The sequence below is a fragment of the Hymenobacter norwichensis DSM 15439 genome, assembly GCF_000420705.1.
GTDB classification, from domain to species: domain Bacteria; phylum Bacteroidota; class Bacteroidia; order Cytophagales; family Hymenobacteraceae; genus Hymenobacter; species Hymenobacter norwichensis.
In genome coordinates, this window is record NZ_ATVL01000010.1 from 567,406 (window position 1) to 583,602 (window position 16,197).

Below are 16,197 nucleotides of genomic sequence, written 5' to 3' on the forward strand. Positions count from 1 at the left end.
TACAGGGCCTCATACCGTTAAACCGCCCCCTTTTGTTGCATTCGCATCAAAAAATAATCTTATATCACCCTTCCTGCTTGGCTATTAGGACAATGCATATTTTTGCGTTCCTTCAACCTCTGATTATGCGGTTTTATACGCACACGGCATCCATAATGGCAGGTTTGGCTGTCTTGCTAACAACATCAGTCCAAGCTCAAAAGCCCGCCCCTGGCCCCCTAATTTTGGGAGCGTATGCGCAAGGCAGCTTTATTGTGGCTCACACGCCGGCTGTGCAGCATTTGGCCGTGTCGCACCCCACGGGGTTCGAGTTGAACTTGCAGCGCCAAACCAATGGCTCGGAGGCTTGGCATGCCTGGTACCGCTACCCGCGTATTGGGGTGGCCTTGGTTTACTACGATTATCATAATCCCGTGCTAGCGCAATCATATGCTAGCACCATCTACATTGGGAAGAGCTTGTTTCGCACGCCTCGGCAGGAACTGAATTTTCGATTGGGAACGGGCTTGGCTTACTTCCCAAACCCCTTCAACCTCGAAACCAACCATAAAAACGCCATTGTCAGCTCCCGCCTGAACGCCACCTTGCAGATGCGCCTGGAATATGACGTAGCCGTGGCCGAACACGTGGGCCTGCTGGTTGGGCTGGGGCTGAACCACTACTCCAACGGGTCTACGGCCAAGCCCAACATGGGTATCAACCTACCCACTCTTTTTTTGGGGTTCAACTACCACCAGCAGCGCCCGTTTGTGCCATTGATAACGCCACCCAATGAGCTGCCGGCAGATATTGGACAAAATTTTCTTAACCTGAGCAGTAGTGTTGGCTTCAAGCAACTCAACCCCACCGATAAGCACAAATACGTAGTGCAATCGATATCGGTACTGGGGGGACGGCGTATTAGCCGCAAAAGCAACCTGCTAGTGGGTCTCGAAGGTTTCTACGACCGTAGCCTAGTGCGCCAGCAGCGCGATACGGCCCGTAGCACCAGCAATCTACCCGACGTGAAGAAAGCAGGCTTCGTGCTTGGCCATGAACTGCTGTTTGGACGGCTTGCCATGGTTACGCACCTAGGCATTTATATCTATAACCCCTACAAATCCAATGATTTCTATTACGAGCGGATTGGGTTGAAATACCACTTTACCAACTGCGTCTTCGGAGCTGTCGACCTGAAAGTACACCGTGGTTCGGCCGATGTACTGGAACTGAAGGCCGGCGTCAAGCTCTAATGCCATAAGGTGTAGCCTAACGCTTGAACAACCGGATTGGCGGCTTTGTACTGCAAAACGGCTGCTTAGGTGAGTATTAGTTGAGATTGGTAAGCGGGCGTTGGATATTCGACTCACTGTTTCACCCATTCGCTGTTTCACTCATGGAAACCTTCTTGCTATATAACCGCTGGCTGCACATTGCAGCAGGCTTTCTGGGTTTCTTTGTGGCGCCTGTAGCGCTCTATGTGCGCAAAGGAGGCGCAGCGCATCGGCGTTGGGGGCAGGTATTTTTCTGGGCTATGTTGGTAGCGGGGAGCACAGCGCTGGTAGCCGCCACGTTCAAAGGCCTTACGTTTCTGCTGCTCACGGGTGTTTTCAGTTTGTACCTCGCCTTCTTCGGCTACCGTTCTCTTTACCTCAAGCACCTCAGCGAAGGCCAGCGCCCTAGCCTGCTCGATTGGCTGCTGGTAAGCGTGGGGCTGCTCGTCTTCCTCGGCACACTGGTATACGGCATGAAGTCGGGGGCGGTGCCGTCGTTGGTGTTTGGGGCCATTGGCGTAATGACCACCGGGCGCCAACTTTGGTCGTATGTGCGGGCTATGCCGCAGGCACCAGGCCAATGGCTGCTCAACCACATTTCCGGGTTTGTGGGCTCCTACATTGCGGCCATATCGGCGTTTTCGGCCACCAGCCTGCACTTCATTCCTTGGCCCTGGAACTTCCTGTGGCCCACGCTGCTCATCGTGCCGCCCATGATATGGGTGCAGCGCCGTTACAAAGCCCGCTTTGCCAAAGGCCAGCGCCTCGCCGATGTAGTGGAGGTCCGCATTCAGCCCGAGTCGTCTTATGCTAAACCAACGCTTGGTTGATGCGCTTCACTAGGCTGGGACCTTCGTAGATGAAGCCGCTGTAGAGCTGTACCAACGATGCTCCCGCGGCCAGCTTTTCCTGCGCATCCTTAGCCGAATGAATGCCGCCCACGCCAATGATAGGCAGTGCGCCTCCGGAGTGCTGATGCAAATAGCGAATTACTTCTGTGGCCCGTTGGCGCAATGGCCGGCCGCTAAGGCCGCCCGCACCCAGCGCCGTTACGCGCTCTGCGTCGGTGGTCAGCCCGTCCCGGCTGATGGTTGTATTGGTAGCTACCAGGCCGCTAAGCTGGGTTTCGCGCGCAATCAGCAGGATGTCATCGAGCTGGGTATCCGTAAGGTCGGGGGCTATTTTGAGCAGCAATGGGCGGGGCGTGGGCAGCGCCTTGTTGCGCTCCTGCACTTGCTGGAGCAACTGAATCAGTGGCTCCCGCTCCTGTAGCTGCCGCAGGTTGGGCGTATTCGGCGACGATACATTTACCACAAAGTAGTCCACTACCTCGTGCAGGGCTTCCACGCAGGCCACGTAGTCGGCGGCGGCCTGCTCATTGGGTGTATCCTTGTTCTTCCCAATATTGCCCCCGATGAGCAGATTCTGGTTGCGGCGGTGGCGTAGCCGGTTGGCGGCGGCAGTGGCTCCTCCATTGTTGAAGCCCATGCGGTTCACCAGCGCTTCGTCTTGCGGCAACCGGAATAGCCGCGGCTGGGGGTTGCCAGATTGAGGCCGAGGCGTCACAGTCCCAATCTCCACAAAGCCGAAGCCCAATGCGCCTAGCTCGTCCGTAAACTCCGCGTTTTTGTCGAGGCCCGCTGCCAGCCCTACCGGGTTGCGGAACCGTAGCCCAAATATTTCCCGCTCCAGATTGGGGTGCTGAAAGTCGTAGAGCTGGCGCAGCAGGGCCGGAGTGCCGGGTATACGGTGCGCCCGTCTCAGGTTGTCGAACACCAGATGGTGGGCGCGTTCCGCATCCAGCTGAAAGAACAAGGGTTTCAGTAAGGCTTTGTACATAGCAGGGCGCAAAGGTTCTGAAACGCAAAGCTCCCACTTATTCTGGTAGCAAAAAGGGCCAGCTACGCTTTATTGTTCGGATTTATTTTGTGCGCCTATATAGCTGATTAAGAGCAGGCTCGACGGGAAGATGCCGCCCGGTGCTAGATAAATTCATGCATGGATTTGGATATTGGGAACTCGCCCCGTACTTTTGCCATCCCTTCCAGAAAATAGCTGTCTGGCAGTGAAAAAAGATTCTGTAGCTCAGCTGGTAGAGCAGTACACTTTTAATGTACGGGTCCTGGGTTCGAATCCCAGCGGGATCACCAAAACCCGGTTTGCACGCTGCAAACCGGGTTTTTTGTTTTATCAAATTCAGGTAAAGCTCTCGGTAATTTCGCCAGCTAACCAAAAAGTTAGTTGCCTACTCGGCCTTCTTCGTCGCTGCTGCCGGTGCTGCGCCGGGCCTGGGTTTTGCCGCTTCCGATTTTGCAGGTAAGCGTTAGCAGCACGCGCCGGCTTTCCCATTGGTTGTTCCAGGTCATGTTAACGTTGTTGTAGCGCAGGGTGCTCCGGAAGCGGCTAGTTGCGAAGATGTCGCTCACCCGTAAGCTCAGCGTGGCTTTATCGGCCCAGAGTTGCTTTTTCAAGCCTAGATTAACTGCCCCACTAGCCTTGGTGTAAAACAAGCCCTGCACGGCTGGTGAACTGTAGAAACCGCCCACCAATAACTTGTAGCTGTGGGGCAGCGTGAACGTGTGGTCTGAGTTGGCCGACCAACTGTAGCTGGCTAGGTCCACGGCTCGGCCTTCCACTTGGGTGCGCACCTTGATGTAGGAGCCATTAAGCTGGTTGTCCATGCCCCACCACTTGGTTAGATCGGTGTGGCCACCAGAGCTGAGCGTGAGCATAAACGACTGGTCGAGATTTTGGGGGCGGCTGGTGGATACCTTGGTTTCGTCGTTCTGGAATACTACTTGGTTCACGGCGTTGGTTTCGTGCAAGTAGCTCACGCTCAATACCTGAAAGTCTTTGTGCAGGTAGTTGAATACAAAGGACTGTGACAAGGAAGGGGCCAGAAATGGGTTGCCTTGCTGAGCTGTGTAGGCGTCGGTGTAGATGAGGAACGGGTTTAGGCTTTGGTAGGAAGGCCGGGTGATGCGGCGGCTAATGGAGGTGCTAACCTGGTTCTGCTCATCGAGCTTGTAGCTAGCAAAAGCGCTGGGGAACAGCTGGAAGTAGCTGCGTTGCACCCGCTGGCCCGTGGTAGCCGATACACCCGTCGATTGGGTTAGCTCGCCCCGAAGGCCGGCTTTCAGTTCCAACCGGTTCAGGCTGGTGCTGGCGCTGAGGTAACCGGCGCTGATGTGCTCGTCGTACCGGAACTGGTTGGTGCGCAACGAGTCGAACTGCCAGCTGGTTTCGGCGAGCTTATCAAACTGAACGGCGCTTTGCGACGTCACCCAGCTGGTTTTTGCGCCGGTTTCCAGCCGTAGCTTGGTGCCAGCAACTCGGTGCACGTAATCGACCTTGGCGGCCCGAATGGTGGTTTCCGACGACTCAGCGCTGCGCAGTTGCCCGGCGTCCTGGGCTTGCTCGTTGCCGAAAACGTACTTCCGGTTGAAAAACTGCTGGTTGCTGGCGCTGGTGTAGCGCACGTAGTCGGCGTCGGCGCTTAGCTCGCGGCCGGTGCTGTCGAGCATCCAGCGGTAGTAAAGGTTCAGGCCTTGGTTGGTAGTGGAGCTGCTGCGAGGGTTGTCCATTTGGCGGCGGCCGGCGGGGTTGCCCGCTGCATCGGTGGTGATGGAGTTGCTGGTTACGGCGGCATCGGTTTGGGTGAGGCTACCGCGTAGCTGGCCCCCAATGCTTTGCTTGGCGGTGAGGGCCACATCGGCACCGGCTGCGTAGGTGCCAGCATAGGTGAGGGGGCGCCAGTAGTTTTCCTGGCTGAACACACTGTCGCGGATGATGCGCGTCATGGTCAGGCGGTTGAACGAGTTGTAGCGGCCCCCATCAAGCCGGGTGAACAGCCGCACCTTGCCCACATTGTACGACAGGTTGGCCCCGCCCCAGCTTTTCTCGAAACGGCCCCGCCCCAGGCCGGCTGTGGCCGTGCCGCTCAAGCCCGGCAGTTGGCTCCGGCGTAGCTTGATGTTGAGTACGCCCGCCGTGCCAGCGGCATCCATAGAGGCTGGTGGGTTAGGCAGCAATTCAATCTGGCTGATGGCGGAGGCCGGCAACGACTTCAGGTAGTTGGTCAGCGTCTCGCCCGACATGTAGGTGAGCTTGCCATCAATCAGCACGTTTACGCCGGCGCTGCCTCGGTACACCAAGTGGTCGTCTTTGTCGAGCGTGACGCCGGGGGCTTTCCGCAGCACATCCAAGGCATTGTCGCCGGTGGTGTTCAAGCGCGATACGTTCAGCACGGTACGGTCGGCGTGTTGCTCCAGCACAGGCGTAGTGCCCTGCACCGTCACTTCCCGCAGCGCCGTGGTGGTGGCTTTTAGGCGCAGGGTAGGCACCGTTAGTTGTTGTTGCTCTACCACAAAGGCGCTGCTACGAGCCGGAGTATAGCTCATCAGCAAGGCCTTTACGCAATAGCGGCCGGGCTGTACTCCCTTGAACGTATAGCCGCCCTGCCCGTTGGTGGCCTGCGAGTTGGCAACTAGTGAGTCAGGGAGGTGCAGTAGCACGGCCGTAGCAAAGCCCAGCGGCTGGTTGGCTGCGTCTTGTACCATGCCCGCCACTGTGGTTTGGGCGAAGCTATGCTGCGCTAAGCCCGGCAGAGCCAGCAGGGTAGAGAGTAGGAGGCTGCGGCGGAACAAGTAGAGAGTAGGCATCGGGAAAGGCGTTAGCTGATTGACGATTCAAAGGTTCGTTGCCTGAAGCCGAGCTGAAAAAACATTATCCTACTTACCTGAAACCCGATGTGAGTTCCCGCTGCCCGGCCGTTTTTCATTCACATCACAAACTGGGCATTTCAAATAAAAAACTACCGGAGACTTACCGCTGGCAGTAGTTTCACCTTTGGTTTTCACCGGCTGCTCCTACTGCTTTACTTCACTCCCATGCCTGCAAGCACCCCCAAGCCCACTCTTCACTGGCACGTACTAGGCTGGCTGCTGTATAGCGGCTACCAGATTTGGGGCGTGTTCCTGCATCCTCAAGCCTCACTCCGGATTGGCCTGTGGCTGACTTGCTCGATGTTGCTTATCCGCTTTGTGGAGTTCTACCTATGCTACCTGGTAGTGTATCCGCGGCTGTTGCGCTCGGGCCGGGCGCTCCAATTGATTGCCGCGTTGCTCGGCGTCATTGCGTCCTACATTGGTTTGCGGGCTCTTATTGAAGAGGTTATCTACCCGGCGGTGCTGGGCTTTCACAACTACTCGCCCGATACCTCTGTCTCCTATTACATTCTCGACAACATCTATTTTGCCAGCCCAATGATTGTAATAAGCGTGGCGGTATGGGGCGCGCAGGCGGCCCTGCATCGGGAGCGGGAAAACCAACTGCTACGCGGCGAAAAGAGGACGGCCGAACTGGCGTTTCTCAAAACCCAAATTAACCCGCACTTCCTCTACAACACCCTCAACATGCTGTATGGCATGGCCTACCCAGTGGCTAAGCCGCTAGCCAATGCCATCCTCAAGCTGGCCGACCTGATGCGCTACATGCTCCACGAAAGCCCTGATGGGCAGGTGAACCTCACCCAGGAAATCGAATACCTGCACAACTACCTCGACCTGTATCGTCTGCGTTTTCCCGGCCAGTTTTTCGTCGATTTCACGGTAACTGGCGAGCCCGACGGCCACCGCGTAGCGCCGCTGCTGTTCATCCCGTTCGTTGAAAACGCCATCAAGCATGGCGTCCTCGACGAACCGGAAACGCCCGTGCGCATCAACCTGGCCTTGCAGCCGCAGGGCCTAGCGTTTGAAGTGCACAATCAAAGCAGCAACTATCAGAAAGATGCCACCACGGGTATTGGGCTGCCCAATCTGCGCCGCCGCCTAGAGTTGCTTTATCCGCAGCAGCATACCTTGCAGATCAACGCCGCCGGTAAGCAGTTTGTCACGTCTCTGCACTTGGCGCGCTAGCCTGAATTAACCCGGTTTCATTCTCATTCTGTTTCTGCTACTCATGATTCGTTGCCTTGCCGTCGATGATGAAGCGCCTGCCCTGGCTATTCTCGCCGATTATATCAGCCAAGTGCCCTTCCTGACGCTTGTAGGCACCACCACCAACCCTATTGAGGCACTAACTTGGGTGCAGCAAGGCCGCGTTGATTTGGTGTTTCTGGACATCCAGATGCCCAAGCTCACCGGACTGCAATTCCTCAAGCTCAGCGGCAACAAGTGCAAAGTGGTGCTCACCACTGCCTACCCGGAATACGCGCTGGAAGGCTACGAAAACGACGTGGTGGATTACCTGCTCAAACCCATTTCGTTTGAGCGGTTCCTGAAAGCGGCCCAGAAAGTACTGGCCCTGCAACCTGTGGCGCCACCTGAGCTAGCCCCGCCACCAGCCGCTCCAATTGCAGCCGTGCCACCACCGGCAGTGGGTCCGGCAGTAGGTCATATGTTTGTGAAAGGCGAAACCAAGAACAAGTTTCTGCGCGTCAATTACACCGATATTCTCTACATCGAGGGGCTCAACAACTACGTATCCATCCACTTGCCCACCCAGCGGCTGGTTACGTACCAAACCCTGCGGGAGCTAGCCGAAACCCTGCCCCAACCGCCTTTTCTGCGGGTGCACAAGTCGTTCATCGTGTCCCTCGACAAAATCCGAATGGTTGACGGTAATACCATTTACATCCAGGACAAGGAAATACCCGTCAGTGAAACCTATCGGGACCAACTCTACCGTCTGATTCGGGAGGCGTAATGTATTGGCTTCTACCGGTATTGTGGTTGTAAAAAAGGCCTGTTATCCTATGCAAGTGTAGGATGACAGGCCTTTTTTAGTTTCTAAATTGGCTATCAACAATGACCATTAGCCAGCCCAGCCTTCCCGGTCGAGGCTGCGGTATTGGATGGCTTCGGCTAGGTGCTCGATGCGGATATCATCAGTGCCGGCCAGGTCGGCAATGGTGCGGGCCACTTTCAGAATTCGGTCGTAGGCGCGGGCCGAGAGGCCGAGGCGCTCCATGGCGGTTTTCAGCAAGTTGCGGCCTTCCGGGCTAATCTGGCAGATGTCCTTCACCATTTGAGGCGGCATCATGGCGTTGGAGAAGATATCGGGGAAGTCAGTGAACCGGGCGGCTTGTACCATACGGGCCTTCGACACCCGCTGCTGAATGTCGTGGCTGGTTTCCGATTTGCGCGTTTCCGTCATCTGGTCGAACGTCACGGGCGTTACTTCCACGTGTAAATCAATTCGGTCGAGAAGCGGGCCACTCACTTTGTTGAGGTAGCGCTGCACCACGCCGGGGCCACACACGCATTCTTTTTCGGGATGGTTGTAATAGCCGCACGGACACGGGTTCATGCTGGCAATCAGCATGAAGTTGGCCGGGAAATCGATGCTGACTTTGGCCCTGGAAATAGTAACGCGCCGCTCCTCTAAGGGCTGCCGCATTACCTCCAGCACCGTGCGTTTGAACTCTGGCAACTCATCCAGAAACAGCACGCCATTGTGCGCTAGCGAGATTTCGCCCGGCTGCGGATTGCTACCGCCCCCCACTAAGGCTACATCAGATATAGTGTGGTGCGGCGCCCGGAATGGCCGGGTACCCAGCAAGGAGGCATTGGCCCCCAGTTTGCCCGCTACTGAATGGATTTTGGTGGTTTCCAGCGCCTCCAGCATGTTCAGAGGCGGCAGAATAGTAGGGAGGCGCTTAGCCAGCATGGTTTTTCCGGCGCCGGGCGGGCCTATCATGATGACATTGTGGCCGCCGGCTGCGGCAATTTCCAAGGCCCGCTTGATGTTTTCCTGGCCCTGCACATCGGCAAAATCGGCGGCGTATTGGTTGGCTTCGTGCTGGAAAATGTCGCGCGTATCCAGCACCAGCGGCTCAATGCTTAAGCGCCCCTCAAAGAAGTCGATGGCCTCCTGCATAGTATCCACCGGAATAACGTCGAGGTTGTTGACGATGGCCGCTTCTCTGGCGTTTTCGCGAGGCAGTATAAACCCCTTGAAGCCTTCCTTTCGCGCCTGAATGGCAATTGGTAATACGCCCTTAATCGGCCGCAACGCCCCATCTAGCGCCAGTTCACCCATAATGATGTACTCAGGCAGCCGGTCAGTGGTCAGCTGCTGGGAGCCGTGCAAAATTCCCAGCGCAATGGGCAAGTCGTAGCTGGAACCTTCCTTGCGAATATCGGCCGGGGCCATGTTCACGACTACTTTGGTACGCGGCATCCGGTACCCCCGAAACTTCAGGGCTGCTTCAATGCGCTGCTGACTTTCCTTAATTGCATTATCGGGTAGCCCAACCACGTAAAAATTGGTGCCTTGCGATACGACTACTTCAATGGTAATAGTATAAGCGTTAACCCCTTGAACGGCTGAGCCGAAGGTTTTGGTAAGCATAAAGCCGAAAGAAAAAATAGAAATAAGCCGACGAATATAAGCACGAAAAAGCCAGAAGAATATCACTTCTTCTGGCTTTCGAAATTCTGCCAAGTAAATCCAAATTCATCAGTTCAGCGTCCATTCTAAGCCCTGATTTGGGCCACAAAGAATGGTATGCCCTTAGGCCATGAGCTGCTCGATGAGCATAATTAAGATGTGGATAGCCTTGATGTGGATTTCCTGGATCCGGTCGGCGTAGCCATTGTGCGGCGCCCTGATTTCCACGTCGCAGAGAGCAGCTAGCTTACCGCCGTCTTTGCCGGTGAGGCCTACTACCATCATACCGCCGGCTTTGGCAGCTTCGGCGGCCCGCAAGATATTCGGCGAGTTGCCGCTAGTACTGATGGCTAATAGCACGTCGCCGGGGCGGCCCAGGGCTTCCACAAAGCGGCTGAACACGGCATCGTAACCGTAGTCGTTGGCTACGCAACTCATGTGCGAGGCTTCGGTGAGAGCAATGGCGCCCAGGGCGGGCCGGTCGTTGCGGTAGCGGCCGCTTAGCTCTTCGGCGAAGTGCTGGGCGTCGCAGAGGCTGCCGCCGTTGCCGCAGCTCAGGATTTTACCGCGCTGCCGCAAACTACCCGCCATCAGTTGAGCAGCCTGCTCAATGGCGGCAAGGTTGGCCGGATCGGCTAGGAAACGGTCGAGGACGTTGCGGGCTTCCGTTAGTTCAGCCCGAATCGAGTCAGTTAAGGAGGTTGCGTTAATCACACCGCAAAGATAAGCGGGCTAGACGAGTGGCGTGCCGTCACGGTCGGTGGGCAGGGGCCGGACGGGTGGGGCGGGGGTTGGAACCACGTAGCCTTCGGGGTGGACGGTGGTACCGGTGCGGGTGCCTCCAACCGTGGTGTTGCCAGGGCTGCGCTGTTCGAGTTGCTGGTCGTAGAGACGAGCTTTCAATTCGTTGATTTTGCCTTCCCGCGAAGCTACATCCCGGCGCAGCAGCACACTATCGACATTTTCGGTCAGGAGTTGCAACAATAGCAGTACTCCGCCAACTAAAAACAGGCCATAGTAGAAGTTGGTAGCATTACCACCAGCAATTACAGACATCAGGCCGTCGCGCGAGCCAGGGCTTAGTACTACTAGCAAAACCAGCAGTAAGTAAACCATAACCAGAACGGTAACCAGGCGTTTCAAAGCAAGCATAAGACAACGAAGCTAAAGTGAACTATGGCTCGTCGTACGCAAAAACGCACTGGCCGGGTTAAATATAGGATTTAGTGGATTGTAATTGCGTAGTACGGAAGAGCTTTCCGGCTGATGTAGCGAACAACGCAGCACCGCATTACGGAACCACGGTAATTGTCTGCACTGAATCCAGCCGGCGCAAGGTACTGCGCAGCTTTTGCCGCTCAATCTGAAACAAACTGTCGGTGGGTACCTGCCGCAACGAGTCGAGCAGAGACTGAGCCGCCGTTGTTTCGTGCCGGTCGAGCAGATGATTGGCGCGTAGCAGGGCGTCGTCGTAGGCGCGGCTGGCGGCTATTTTGCGTTGCACTGCTACTTCGGCTTGTTGTTGGGGTGCGTCCTGAACCCGGCGGTATTTCCGCCACAGCCAGCTGCTAGCTTGCCCCAGCAGCAGCAACACAATAAGGGTAGCTACCCAGCGGCGCGTAGTTTCAGATGAAGCAGCCATTCGCCTTGACTGCTTAGCGCGACATAGTGGCCGTATCAGCCAGCACGGCAGAATCGGCAACTACTACGGGGGCCGTGCTGGCAGCCTGGCTAGCCCGGATTTTTTCCTCTAGCGCCTTGCTCCGCTCATTTAATTGCTCCATGCGGGTGGCTGCATCGGGGCGTTGGTCCTGGCGCCAGGTTTTGTAACCAAGCCGCAAGCAAATCATTACTATGGCCACTATCCAAAACCATTGCGACTTATACCAAGGAGCTTTAGGAGATTCAGGCATAAAACAAAAACTATAGGATGGTTACTGAGAGGGAGTAGTACGGCGTTGCTTGGCTCTCAATGAGTCGTAGCGCTGCATCAGGTCTTCAGTTGCAATAAAGGTGTTGGGGTCGAGGTCGGCATCACGCAACGAGTCGAGCAGCGTACGGGCCGGAGCATAGGCGCCGTTGGCTAATAAGGCGTCGGCGCGGGCTAGTTGCCGCTGGCCATTGGCCGCTGCCGCCGGGCTGTCGGCTTCGCGTACTACATGGCCCTTTTGGTCGGTGCGGAAGTAGAAGTAATATGCCATCCACAGCACCATCCCCACAAACAAGACAAGAATCGAAATCAGGGCGAAGCGAAAAAACTTCATAGAAGATGCGGGTTGGATAATGGAAATAGGAAACCTGAATTCAATAACATACACTTACTAACGCACTACACCAACGCCGCGTTGGTGGCCTGCATCTGGCTCAGGCGCTGGTAGAGGCCACCCGGGCGGCGCAGCAATTCTTCATGAGTGCCGCGCTCGGCAATGCGGCCCTGGTGCAGCACAATTATTTCGTCGGCGTGCTGCACGGTGCTTAGGCGGTGCGCAATTACCAGGGAGGTGCGGTGCTGCATCAGGCGGGTGAGGGCCTCTTGCACCAATTTTTCGCTCTCAGTATCGAGGGCGGAGGTGGCCTCATCGAGAATCAGGATGGGCGGGTTGCGCAGGATGGCCCGCGCAATACTCAGGCGCTGCCGCTGCCCCCCCGACAGTCGTCCGCCCCGGTCCCCAATAATGGTTTGGTAGCCGTCGGGCGTGGCCGTAATGAAGTCGTGGGCGTTGGCAATGCGGGCAGCTTCCATCACCTCGGCTTCGGTAGCCTGAGTGTTGAAGCGGATGTTGTTGAAAATGGTGTCATTGAACAAAATACTTTCCTGCGTGACGATGCCCATTTGCTCGCGCACCGAGTGAATGGTACAGTCGCGCACATCGTGCCCATCAATGAGAATCTGGCCGCCGGTAGGGTCGTAGAACCGCGGCAGCAAATCGGCCAGCGTGCTTTTGCCGGAGCCCGATGGGCCCACCAGCGCTACGGTTTTGCCTTTCTGAATCGTCAGGTTGATGTCCTGAAGCACGGGTTCGGTACCGTAGGCGAACTGCAAATTGCGCAGCTCAATCTGGCCTTGAAAATCAGGGAGAAGCTTGGCATTGGGCTTGTCCCGAATGGCGGGCTCGGTATCAATGATGCCTAGCACCCGCTCGCCAGCTACCAAGCCGCGCTGAATATTGCCAAACGACGACGACAGTGCCTTAGCCGGCGTGAGTACCTGCGAAAACAAGACTACGTAGCCAATAAAGGTTTCGCCGGTTAGGTTGGAATCACCGCTTAAAATCAGCGTGCCACCGAAGTACAACAGGCCAGCTACTACGGCCACGCCCGCAAATTCCGAGAAGGGAGAAGCTAAGTCCCGCGTGTTGTCGATGCGGCGTGAGGTGCGGGCGTACTCGTCGTTCTGGTCCTCGAATTTGCCTTCGATATACTGCTGCGCGTTGAAAGCTTTGATAACCCGGATGCCGCCTAGCGTCTCGTCAATCACCGACAGCATCGAGCCGAGCGTGCTTTGGCTTTGCTTGGCCTGTTGCCGCAGCCGCTTGGCTACGCCCGCAATCAGCCCGCCCGAAATCGGCAGCAAAATCAAGGTGAACAGCGTCAGCGGCAACGACATGTAGAACAGCACCGCGAAAAAGAATATAATCCTGAGCGGCTCCTGAATCACGGCCGTCATGGTGTTCACCACCGACGATTCCACTTCCTGCACGTCGGACGTAAACCGCGACATCAAATCACCCTTCCGTTCCCCGGCAAAGTAGCCGAGTTGCAGTTGCAGGATGCGGCTATACAAATCGTGGCGCAGATTGCGGATGACGCGGGCCCGCACCTTAGCTAGCAGCCGCAAACTCAGGTAGCGAAACAAGTTGCTGCACAGCACCGACACCACCACGATTACGCACACAAACGTAAGGGCGCCCATGGTGCCTTGGGTGGCTAGCACATCAGCAAAAAAATAGTTGAACGTGTCTTTCACCCAGTCGAGGCTGAGATGAAAGGCTGGCAGTTGGGCAGGGGCCTGCGTTGGTACCTGGTCGGTTTTCTCGAACAGCACCTGTAGCAGCGGAATAATCAGGGTGAAATTGGCCAGCCCAAACAGGGTAGCCAGCACCGTGTACAGCAGGTATTGGGGCAGGAAAGCCGCCCAAGGCCGGGCGTATTGCAGAATGCGGAGGTAAGTCTTCATCGGAAGCGGCAAAGGTAACGCATCTGCGAAGCTCCGGGCTTAGGAGACGTAATATGGCGTTACTCGGCCTTGAAGACGGATACCACTTCAATTTGCCCTAAAATGTGGCGGTTGAAATCAGCTAGTTCCTCAGCAGGGACCCACAACTCTTCGTGCTCCTGGTTGCCCACGTTCTGCACCTCAAACGTGGCGGCGTAGTCGGCCTCTACTGCAAAGCGTAGCACGTAGCCCACGCCGTAGTAGGGCACATTCCAGTCGCGCGCAATCTGAGCGGCGTAGTGCTCATTAAGCACCGGATAGAAAATCGGTTGTTCCGGTAAGCGCGGCGGAAACTCCCGCCACCCCGAAGCCGCTATCAAATCTAGCTCTTGCTGATTGACAGGGCGGTATAGAAGCGTAGCTTCTGGGTCGTGGCGCATGGGTTGATTGCTTAAGTAAGTACAGAACCGTTATGTCGAGCCGAACAAAGCATGACGCTCAATGAATAGGCTAAACTGCTTCAGGAACCATCAGCAGTTCAGCAAGCCCACATTAATCAATCAAAACTCGTGCAGGCGCTGGGCAATGTTCCAGCGCAAGGCCACCTGCGGAAATACCGTGTTTTGGGTGGCGGCATCGGTGAACGACTGACGCCGCACGATGAGTTTGGCGTCCAGCCACACGTTGTGGCGCGGCTGGTAGGTGGCTGTGAAATCGGTGTGGACCAGGCGGGTTTGGTTGCCCTGCCCGATGATATTGCCGAATTCTTGCACCCGTGTATCGTAGGAAATCAGTGGGTTGCCGCCGTAGTTGATAAGGGAACCATTGGGGTTGGTACGGTCCAGGCCCTGTCTGGTGTAAAACGCCTTGCCTACTAGCTGCAAACGGGGCAGTGGCTGGTAGCTCAGAATACCCAGTAGCTCGTATAGGTTGGCACCCATTGGGTGAGCCAGCGGCTGCTGGTAGTGCTGATAATCGGTGTAGCTGTCGGTGTGCTGGTAAGTGAACGGACGGATATAATTGAACTCCACCTGCACGTCCAGCGTCCGGATGCCGGCCACGTTCATGTACTTCCCGCCCAACTGAAACGCCTGCTTATTAGCCCACCAACCATTGCCAGCTCGCACCTCGCTCAGCTTGAACTCATCTAGCATCAGTTGGCCGTAAAGCTGTGCGGTATTCTTGATGTTCCACTTGAAATCCAGCCCCAGCGCCGAGTTGTCGGGTGAGCCTACCTGCTGCTCGATAGCCCGATAAAAGATAATGGGGTTTAGGTATTGTAGCTCAAAACCGCGCCGCTTAGTGGTAGGAATAACTTCCCTGCCACCTAAAATTGTGTTTTCGAAAACGCCCACGTTAAAGGTAGGCGTCACATCGAAGCTGAGATAGTGCATTGCCATGTACTTCTTCTCGTACAGCTCGTCGATAGGGCTACCATTAGCGTCGTAACTGCGCTGACCGATGAGTTCGGCAAACAGATTCTGGTAGTTGAACTTCCAAATGCGGGTGTTCAGCTTCAGAAAGAAATACGGCGCGCTGTAATCCGACAGAATTAGGGAGCGGTAGCCGTTGCCAATAAAGTTTCGGTCGTGGCCAAGCTGGGCACTGATGTGCTTTGTAGCCGCATACGTGACGTAGCCGCGGGCCGTGAAAAAGTCGTATTGGTTGCCGCCTATGGTTTTGAAGTCTTTCCAGTACCCTTCGTGCGGTACTATCCGGTCGCGCCGGATGCGCTGCTGCACGTACAGCGGCACGCCCTGCTGGTTGTCGGCCAGGAAGGTGTAAAAGCCTAGCCGCTCGTCGATGGTGCCTTCTACTTGCACGCCCCGCGTATTCACGTAGCGCAGCCCATCCGTTTCCGAATCCTTGCCCGCTGAAAGCCCCAGTACCGGGTTCACGCGCAACGTGAAATCCGGGATATTGACGCTGTATAAGTCGGATTGGCGCTGGTAGAAGTGCTTGAGCAGCGGCCGTTGGCTCTGGTTGTACTGGGCTGCCTGGGAAGAGAAATTCCAGTTGTCGCGCAGCAAATACTCGGCGTTGAACCGGTCTTGTTTCGAGAGATTAGTGCTGTCGGCCAGCATCCGCTCAGCCATGCGGGCCACGGCGGCGCGGGTGTACGGCCGTACCGAAGTATGTAGGCTGCCCAACGAATCGGTGCCGTATTGCACGGCGTACCGGTCGATAAGCCGGTACACATCCACATCAAGCGGTACCGTGTTGGAGGCCGTCGGCAGGTCGGCGGTGGGAGCCGGCGGGGGTGGTGGTACCGGCTCGTTGAATTGCAACGACATACTTTGCCCGGCCACTTGGCTGCCTAGCAGCGCGTTGAAAGCTAAAAAGAGAAGATATTTTTTCATAAAAGCAATACTGTAGTCTAGAACAAGACACACAGTT

The 16,197-nt window shown here is 56.2% G+C and carries 15 protein-coding genes and 1 tRNA gene; 5 read left to right on the forward strand and 11 right to left on the reverse strand.

All coding sequences use genetic code 11. The features are described 5' to 3' along the window. Positions 1-254 precede the first annotated feature (254 nt). Both G536_RS0120490 and G536_RS0120495 read left to right on the forward strand, forming a co-directional pair. Positions 255-1,232, forward strand: a complete 978-nt coding sequence (locus G536_RS0120490; protein WP_169515134.1) for an acyloxyacyl hydrolase — start codon at positions 255-257, stop codon at positions 1,230-1,232. Positions 1,233-1,375: 143 nt separating this feature from the next. Continuing rightward, positions 1,376-2,083, forward strand: a complete 708-nt coding sequence (locus tag G536_RS0120495) for a DUF2306 domain-containing protein (protein WP_022825480.1) — start codon at positions 1,376-1,378, stop codon at positions 2,081-2,083. Here the strand turns inward: G536_RS0120495 and G536_RS0120500 are convergent. Further along, positions 2,064-3,092, reverse strand: a complete 1,029-nt coding sequence (locus G536_RS0120500; RefSeq protein ID WP_022825481.1) for a quinone-dependent dihydroorotate dehydrogenase — start codon at positions 3,090-3,092, stop codon at positions 2,064-2,066. The genes G536_RS0120495 and G536_RS0120500 overlap by 20 nt on opposite strands. A 235-nt stretch (positions 3,093-3,327) precedes the next feature. On the opposite strand from G536_RS0120500, the gene G536_RS0120505 reads away from it, so the two are divergent. Further along, positions 3,328-3,403 (forward strand) — tRNA-Lys (locus G536_RS0120505). An 87-nt stretch (positions 3,404-3,490) separates the two neighbouring features. Here G536_RS0120505 and G536_RS0120510 read toward each other — a convergent pair. Further along, positions 3,491-5,914, reverse strand: a complete 2,424-nt coding sequence (locus G536_RS0120510; protein ID WP_022825482.1) for an outer membrane beta-barrel protein — start codon at positions 5,912-5,914, stop codon at positions 3,491-3,493. Between the two features lie 228 nt (positions 5,915-6,142). Here G536_RS0120510 and G536_RS29125 point away from each other — a divergent pair, with 228 nt between their 5' ends. Continuing rightward, a complete protein-coding gene (locus G536_RS29125) occupies positions 6,143-7,168 on the forward strand; it encodes a sensor histidine kinase (protein ID WP_022825483.1) in 1,026 nt (341 codons plus the stop codon). A 43-nt stretch (positions 7,169-7,211) separates the two neighbouring features. After that, entirely contained in the window at positions 7,212-7,958 is a 747-nt protein-coding gene (locus G536_RS0120520; protein ID WP_022825484.1) for a LytR/AlgR family response regulator transcription factor, read from the forward strand. Positions 7,959-8,066: 108 nt separating this feature from the next. Here G536_RS0120520 and G536_RS0120525 read toward each other — a convergent pair whose 3' ends face one another. From G536_RS0120525 to G536_RS29130, 9 genes are all read right to left on the reverse strand, one after another. Beyond that, positions 8,067-9,605, reverse strand: coding sequence for a YifB family Mg chelatase-like AAA ATPase (locus G536_RS0120525; RefSeq protein WP_022825485.1), 1,539 nt, complete (start codon positions 9,603-9,605; stop codon positions 8,067-8,069). 162 nt (positions 9,606-9,767) lie between these two features. Next, on the reverse strand, positions 9,768-10,358 hold the full coding sequence (lpcA, locus tag G536_RS0120530) for a D-sedoheptulose 7-phosphate isomerase (protein WP_022825486.1): 591 nt from the start codon (positions 10,356-10,358) through the stop codon (positions 9,768-9,770). Between the two features lie 18 nt (positions 10,359-10,376). Next, positions 10,377-10,796: a hypothetical protein gene (locus G536_RS0120535; RefSeq protein WP_022825487.1), complete on the reverse strand. Its 420-nt coding sequence runs from the start codon at positions 10,794-10,796 to the stop codon at positions 10,377-10,379. A 139-nt stretch (positions 10,797-10,935) separates the two neighbouring features. Next, the gene (locus G536_RS0120540) at positions 10,936-11,286 is read right to left on the reverse strand and encodes a hypothetical protein (protein WP_022825488.1); all 351 of its coding nucleotides are present in this window, start codon (positions 11,284-11,286) and stop codon (positions 10,936-10,938) included. A 13-nt stretch (positions 11,287-11,299) separates the two neighbouring features. Then, complete coding sequence (locus G536_RS0120545; RefSeq protein WP_157530810.1) at positions 11,300-11,557, reverse strand: hypothetical protein; 258 nt, start codon at positions 11,555-11,557, stop codon at positions 11,300-11,302. A 21-nt stretch (positions 11,558-11,578) separates the two neighbouring features. Beyond that, on the reverse strand, positions 11,579-11,908 hold the full coding sequence (locus G536_RS0120550) for a hypothetical protein (RefSeq protein ID WP_022825490.1): 330 nt from the start codon (positions 11,906-11,908) through the stop codon (positions 11,579-11,581). 65 nt (positions 11,909-11,973) lie between these two features. Continuing rightward, entirely contained in the window at positions 11,974-13,821 is a 1,848-nt protein-coding gene (locus G536_RS0120555) for an ABC transporter ATP-binding protein (RefSeq protein WP_022825491.1), read from the reverse strand. A gap of 59 nt (positions 13,822-13,880) precedes the next feature. After that, positions 13,881-14,240 carry a hypothetical protein gene (locus tag G536_RS0120560; RefSeq protein WP_022825492.1) on the reverse strand — a complete coding sequence of 120 codons (360 nt, stop codon included), beginning with the start codon at positions 14,238-14,240 and terminating at the stop codon, positions 13,881-13,883. A gap of 120 nt (positions 14,241-14,360) precedes the next feature. Next, on the reverse strand, positions 14,361-16,160 hold the full coding sequence (locus G536_RS29130; protein WP_022825493.1) for a hypothetical protein: 1,800 nt from the start codon (positions 16,158-16,160) through the stop codon (positions 14,361-14,363). Positions 16,161-16,197 lie beyond the last annotated feature (37 nt).

Bases quoted from the DNA above. Each gene is read 5' to 3' on its own strand.
- G536_RS0120495 (WP_022825480.1), top strand. From the start codon at position 1,376: ATGGAAACCTTCTTGCTATATAACCGCTGGCTGCACATTGCAGCAGGC.
- G536_RS0120500 (WP_022825481.1), bottom strand. From the start codon at position 3,092: ATGTACAAAGCCTTACTGAAACCCTTGTTCTTTCAGCTGGATGCGGAA.
- G536_RS0120510 (WP_022825482.1), bottom strand. From the start codon at position 5,914: ATGCCTACTCTCTACTTGTTCCGCCGCAGCCTCCTACTCTCTACCCTG.
- G536_RS29125 (WP_022825483.1), top strand. From the start codon at position 6,143: ATGCCTGCAAGCACCCCCAAGCCCACTCTTCACTGGCACGTACTAGGC.
- G536_RS0120520 (WP_022825484.1), top strand. From the start codon at position 7,212: ATGATTCGTTGCCTTGCCGTCGATGATGAAGCGCCTGCCCTGGCTATT.
- G536_RS0120525 (WP_022825485.1), bottom strand. From the start codon at position 9,605: ATGCTTACCAAAACCTTCGGCTCAGCCGTTCAAGGGGTTAACGCTTAT.
- G536_RS0120535 (WP_022825487.1), bottom strand. From the start codon at position 10,796: ATGCTTGCTTTGAAACGCCTGGTTACCGTTCTGGTTATGGTTTACTTA.
- G536_RS0120540 (WP_022825488.1), bottom strand. From the start codon at position 11,286: ATGGCTGCTTCATCTGAAACTACGCGCCGCTGGGTAGCTACCCTTATT.
- G536_RS0120545 (WP_157530810.1), bottom strand. From the start codon at position 11,557: ATGCCTGAATCTCCTAAAGCTCCTTGGTATAAGTCGCAATGGTTTTGG.
- G536_RS0120550 (WP_022825490.1), bottom strand. From the start codon at position 11,908: ATGAAGTTTTTTCGCTTCGCCCTGATTTCGATTCTTGTCTTGTTTGTG.
- G536_RS0120555 (WP_022825491.1), bottom strand. From the start codon at position 13,821: ATGAAGACTTACCTCCGCATTCTGCAATACGCCCGGCCTTGGGCGGCT.
- G536_RS0120560 (WP_022825492.1), bottom strand. From the start codon at position 14,240: ATGCGCCACGACCCAGAAGCTACGCTTCTATACCGCCCTGTCAATCAG.
- G536_RS29130 (WP_022825493.1), bottom strand. From the start codon at position 16,160: ATGAAAAAATATCTTCTCTTTTTAGCTTTCAACGCGCTGCTAGGCAGC.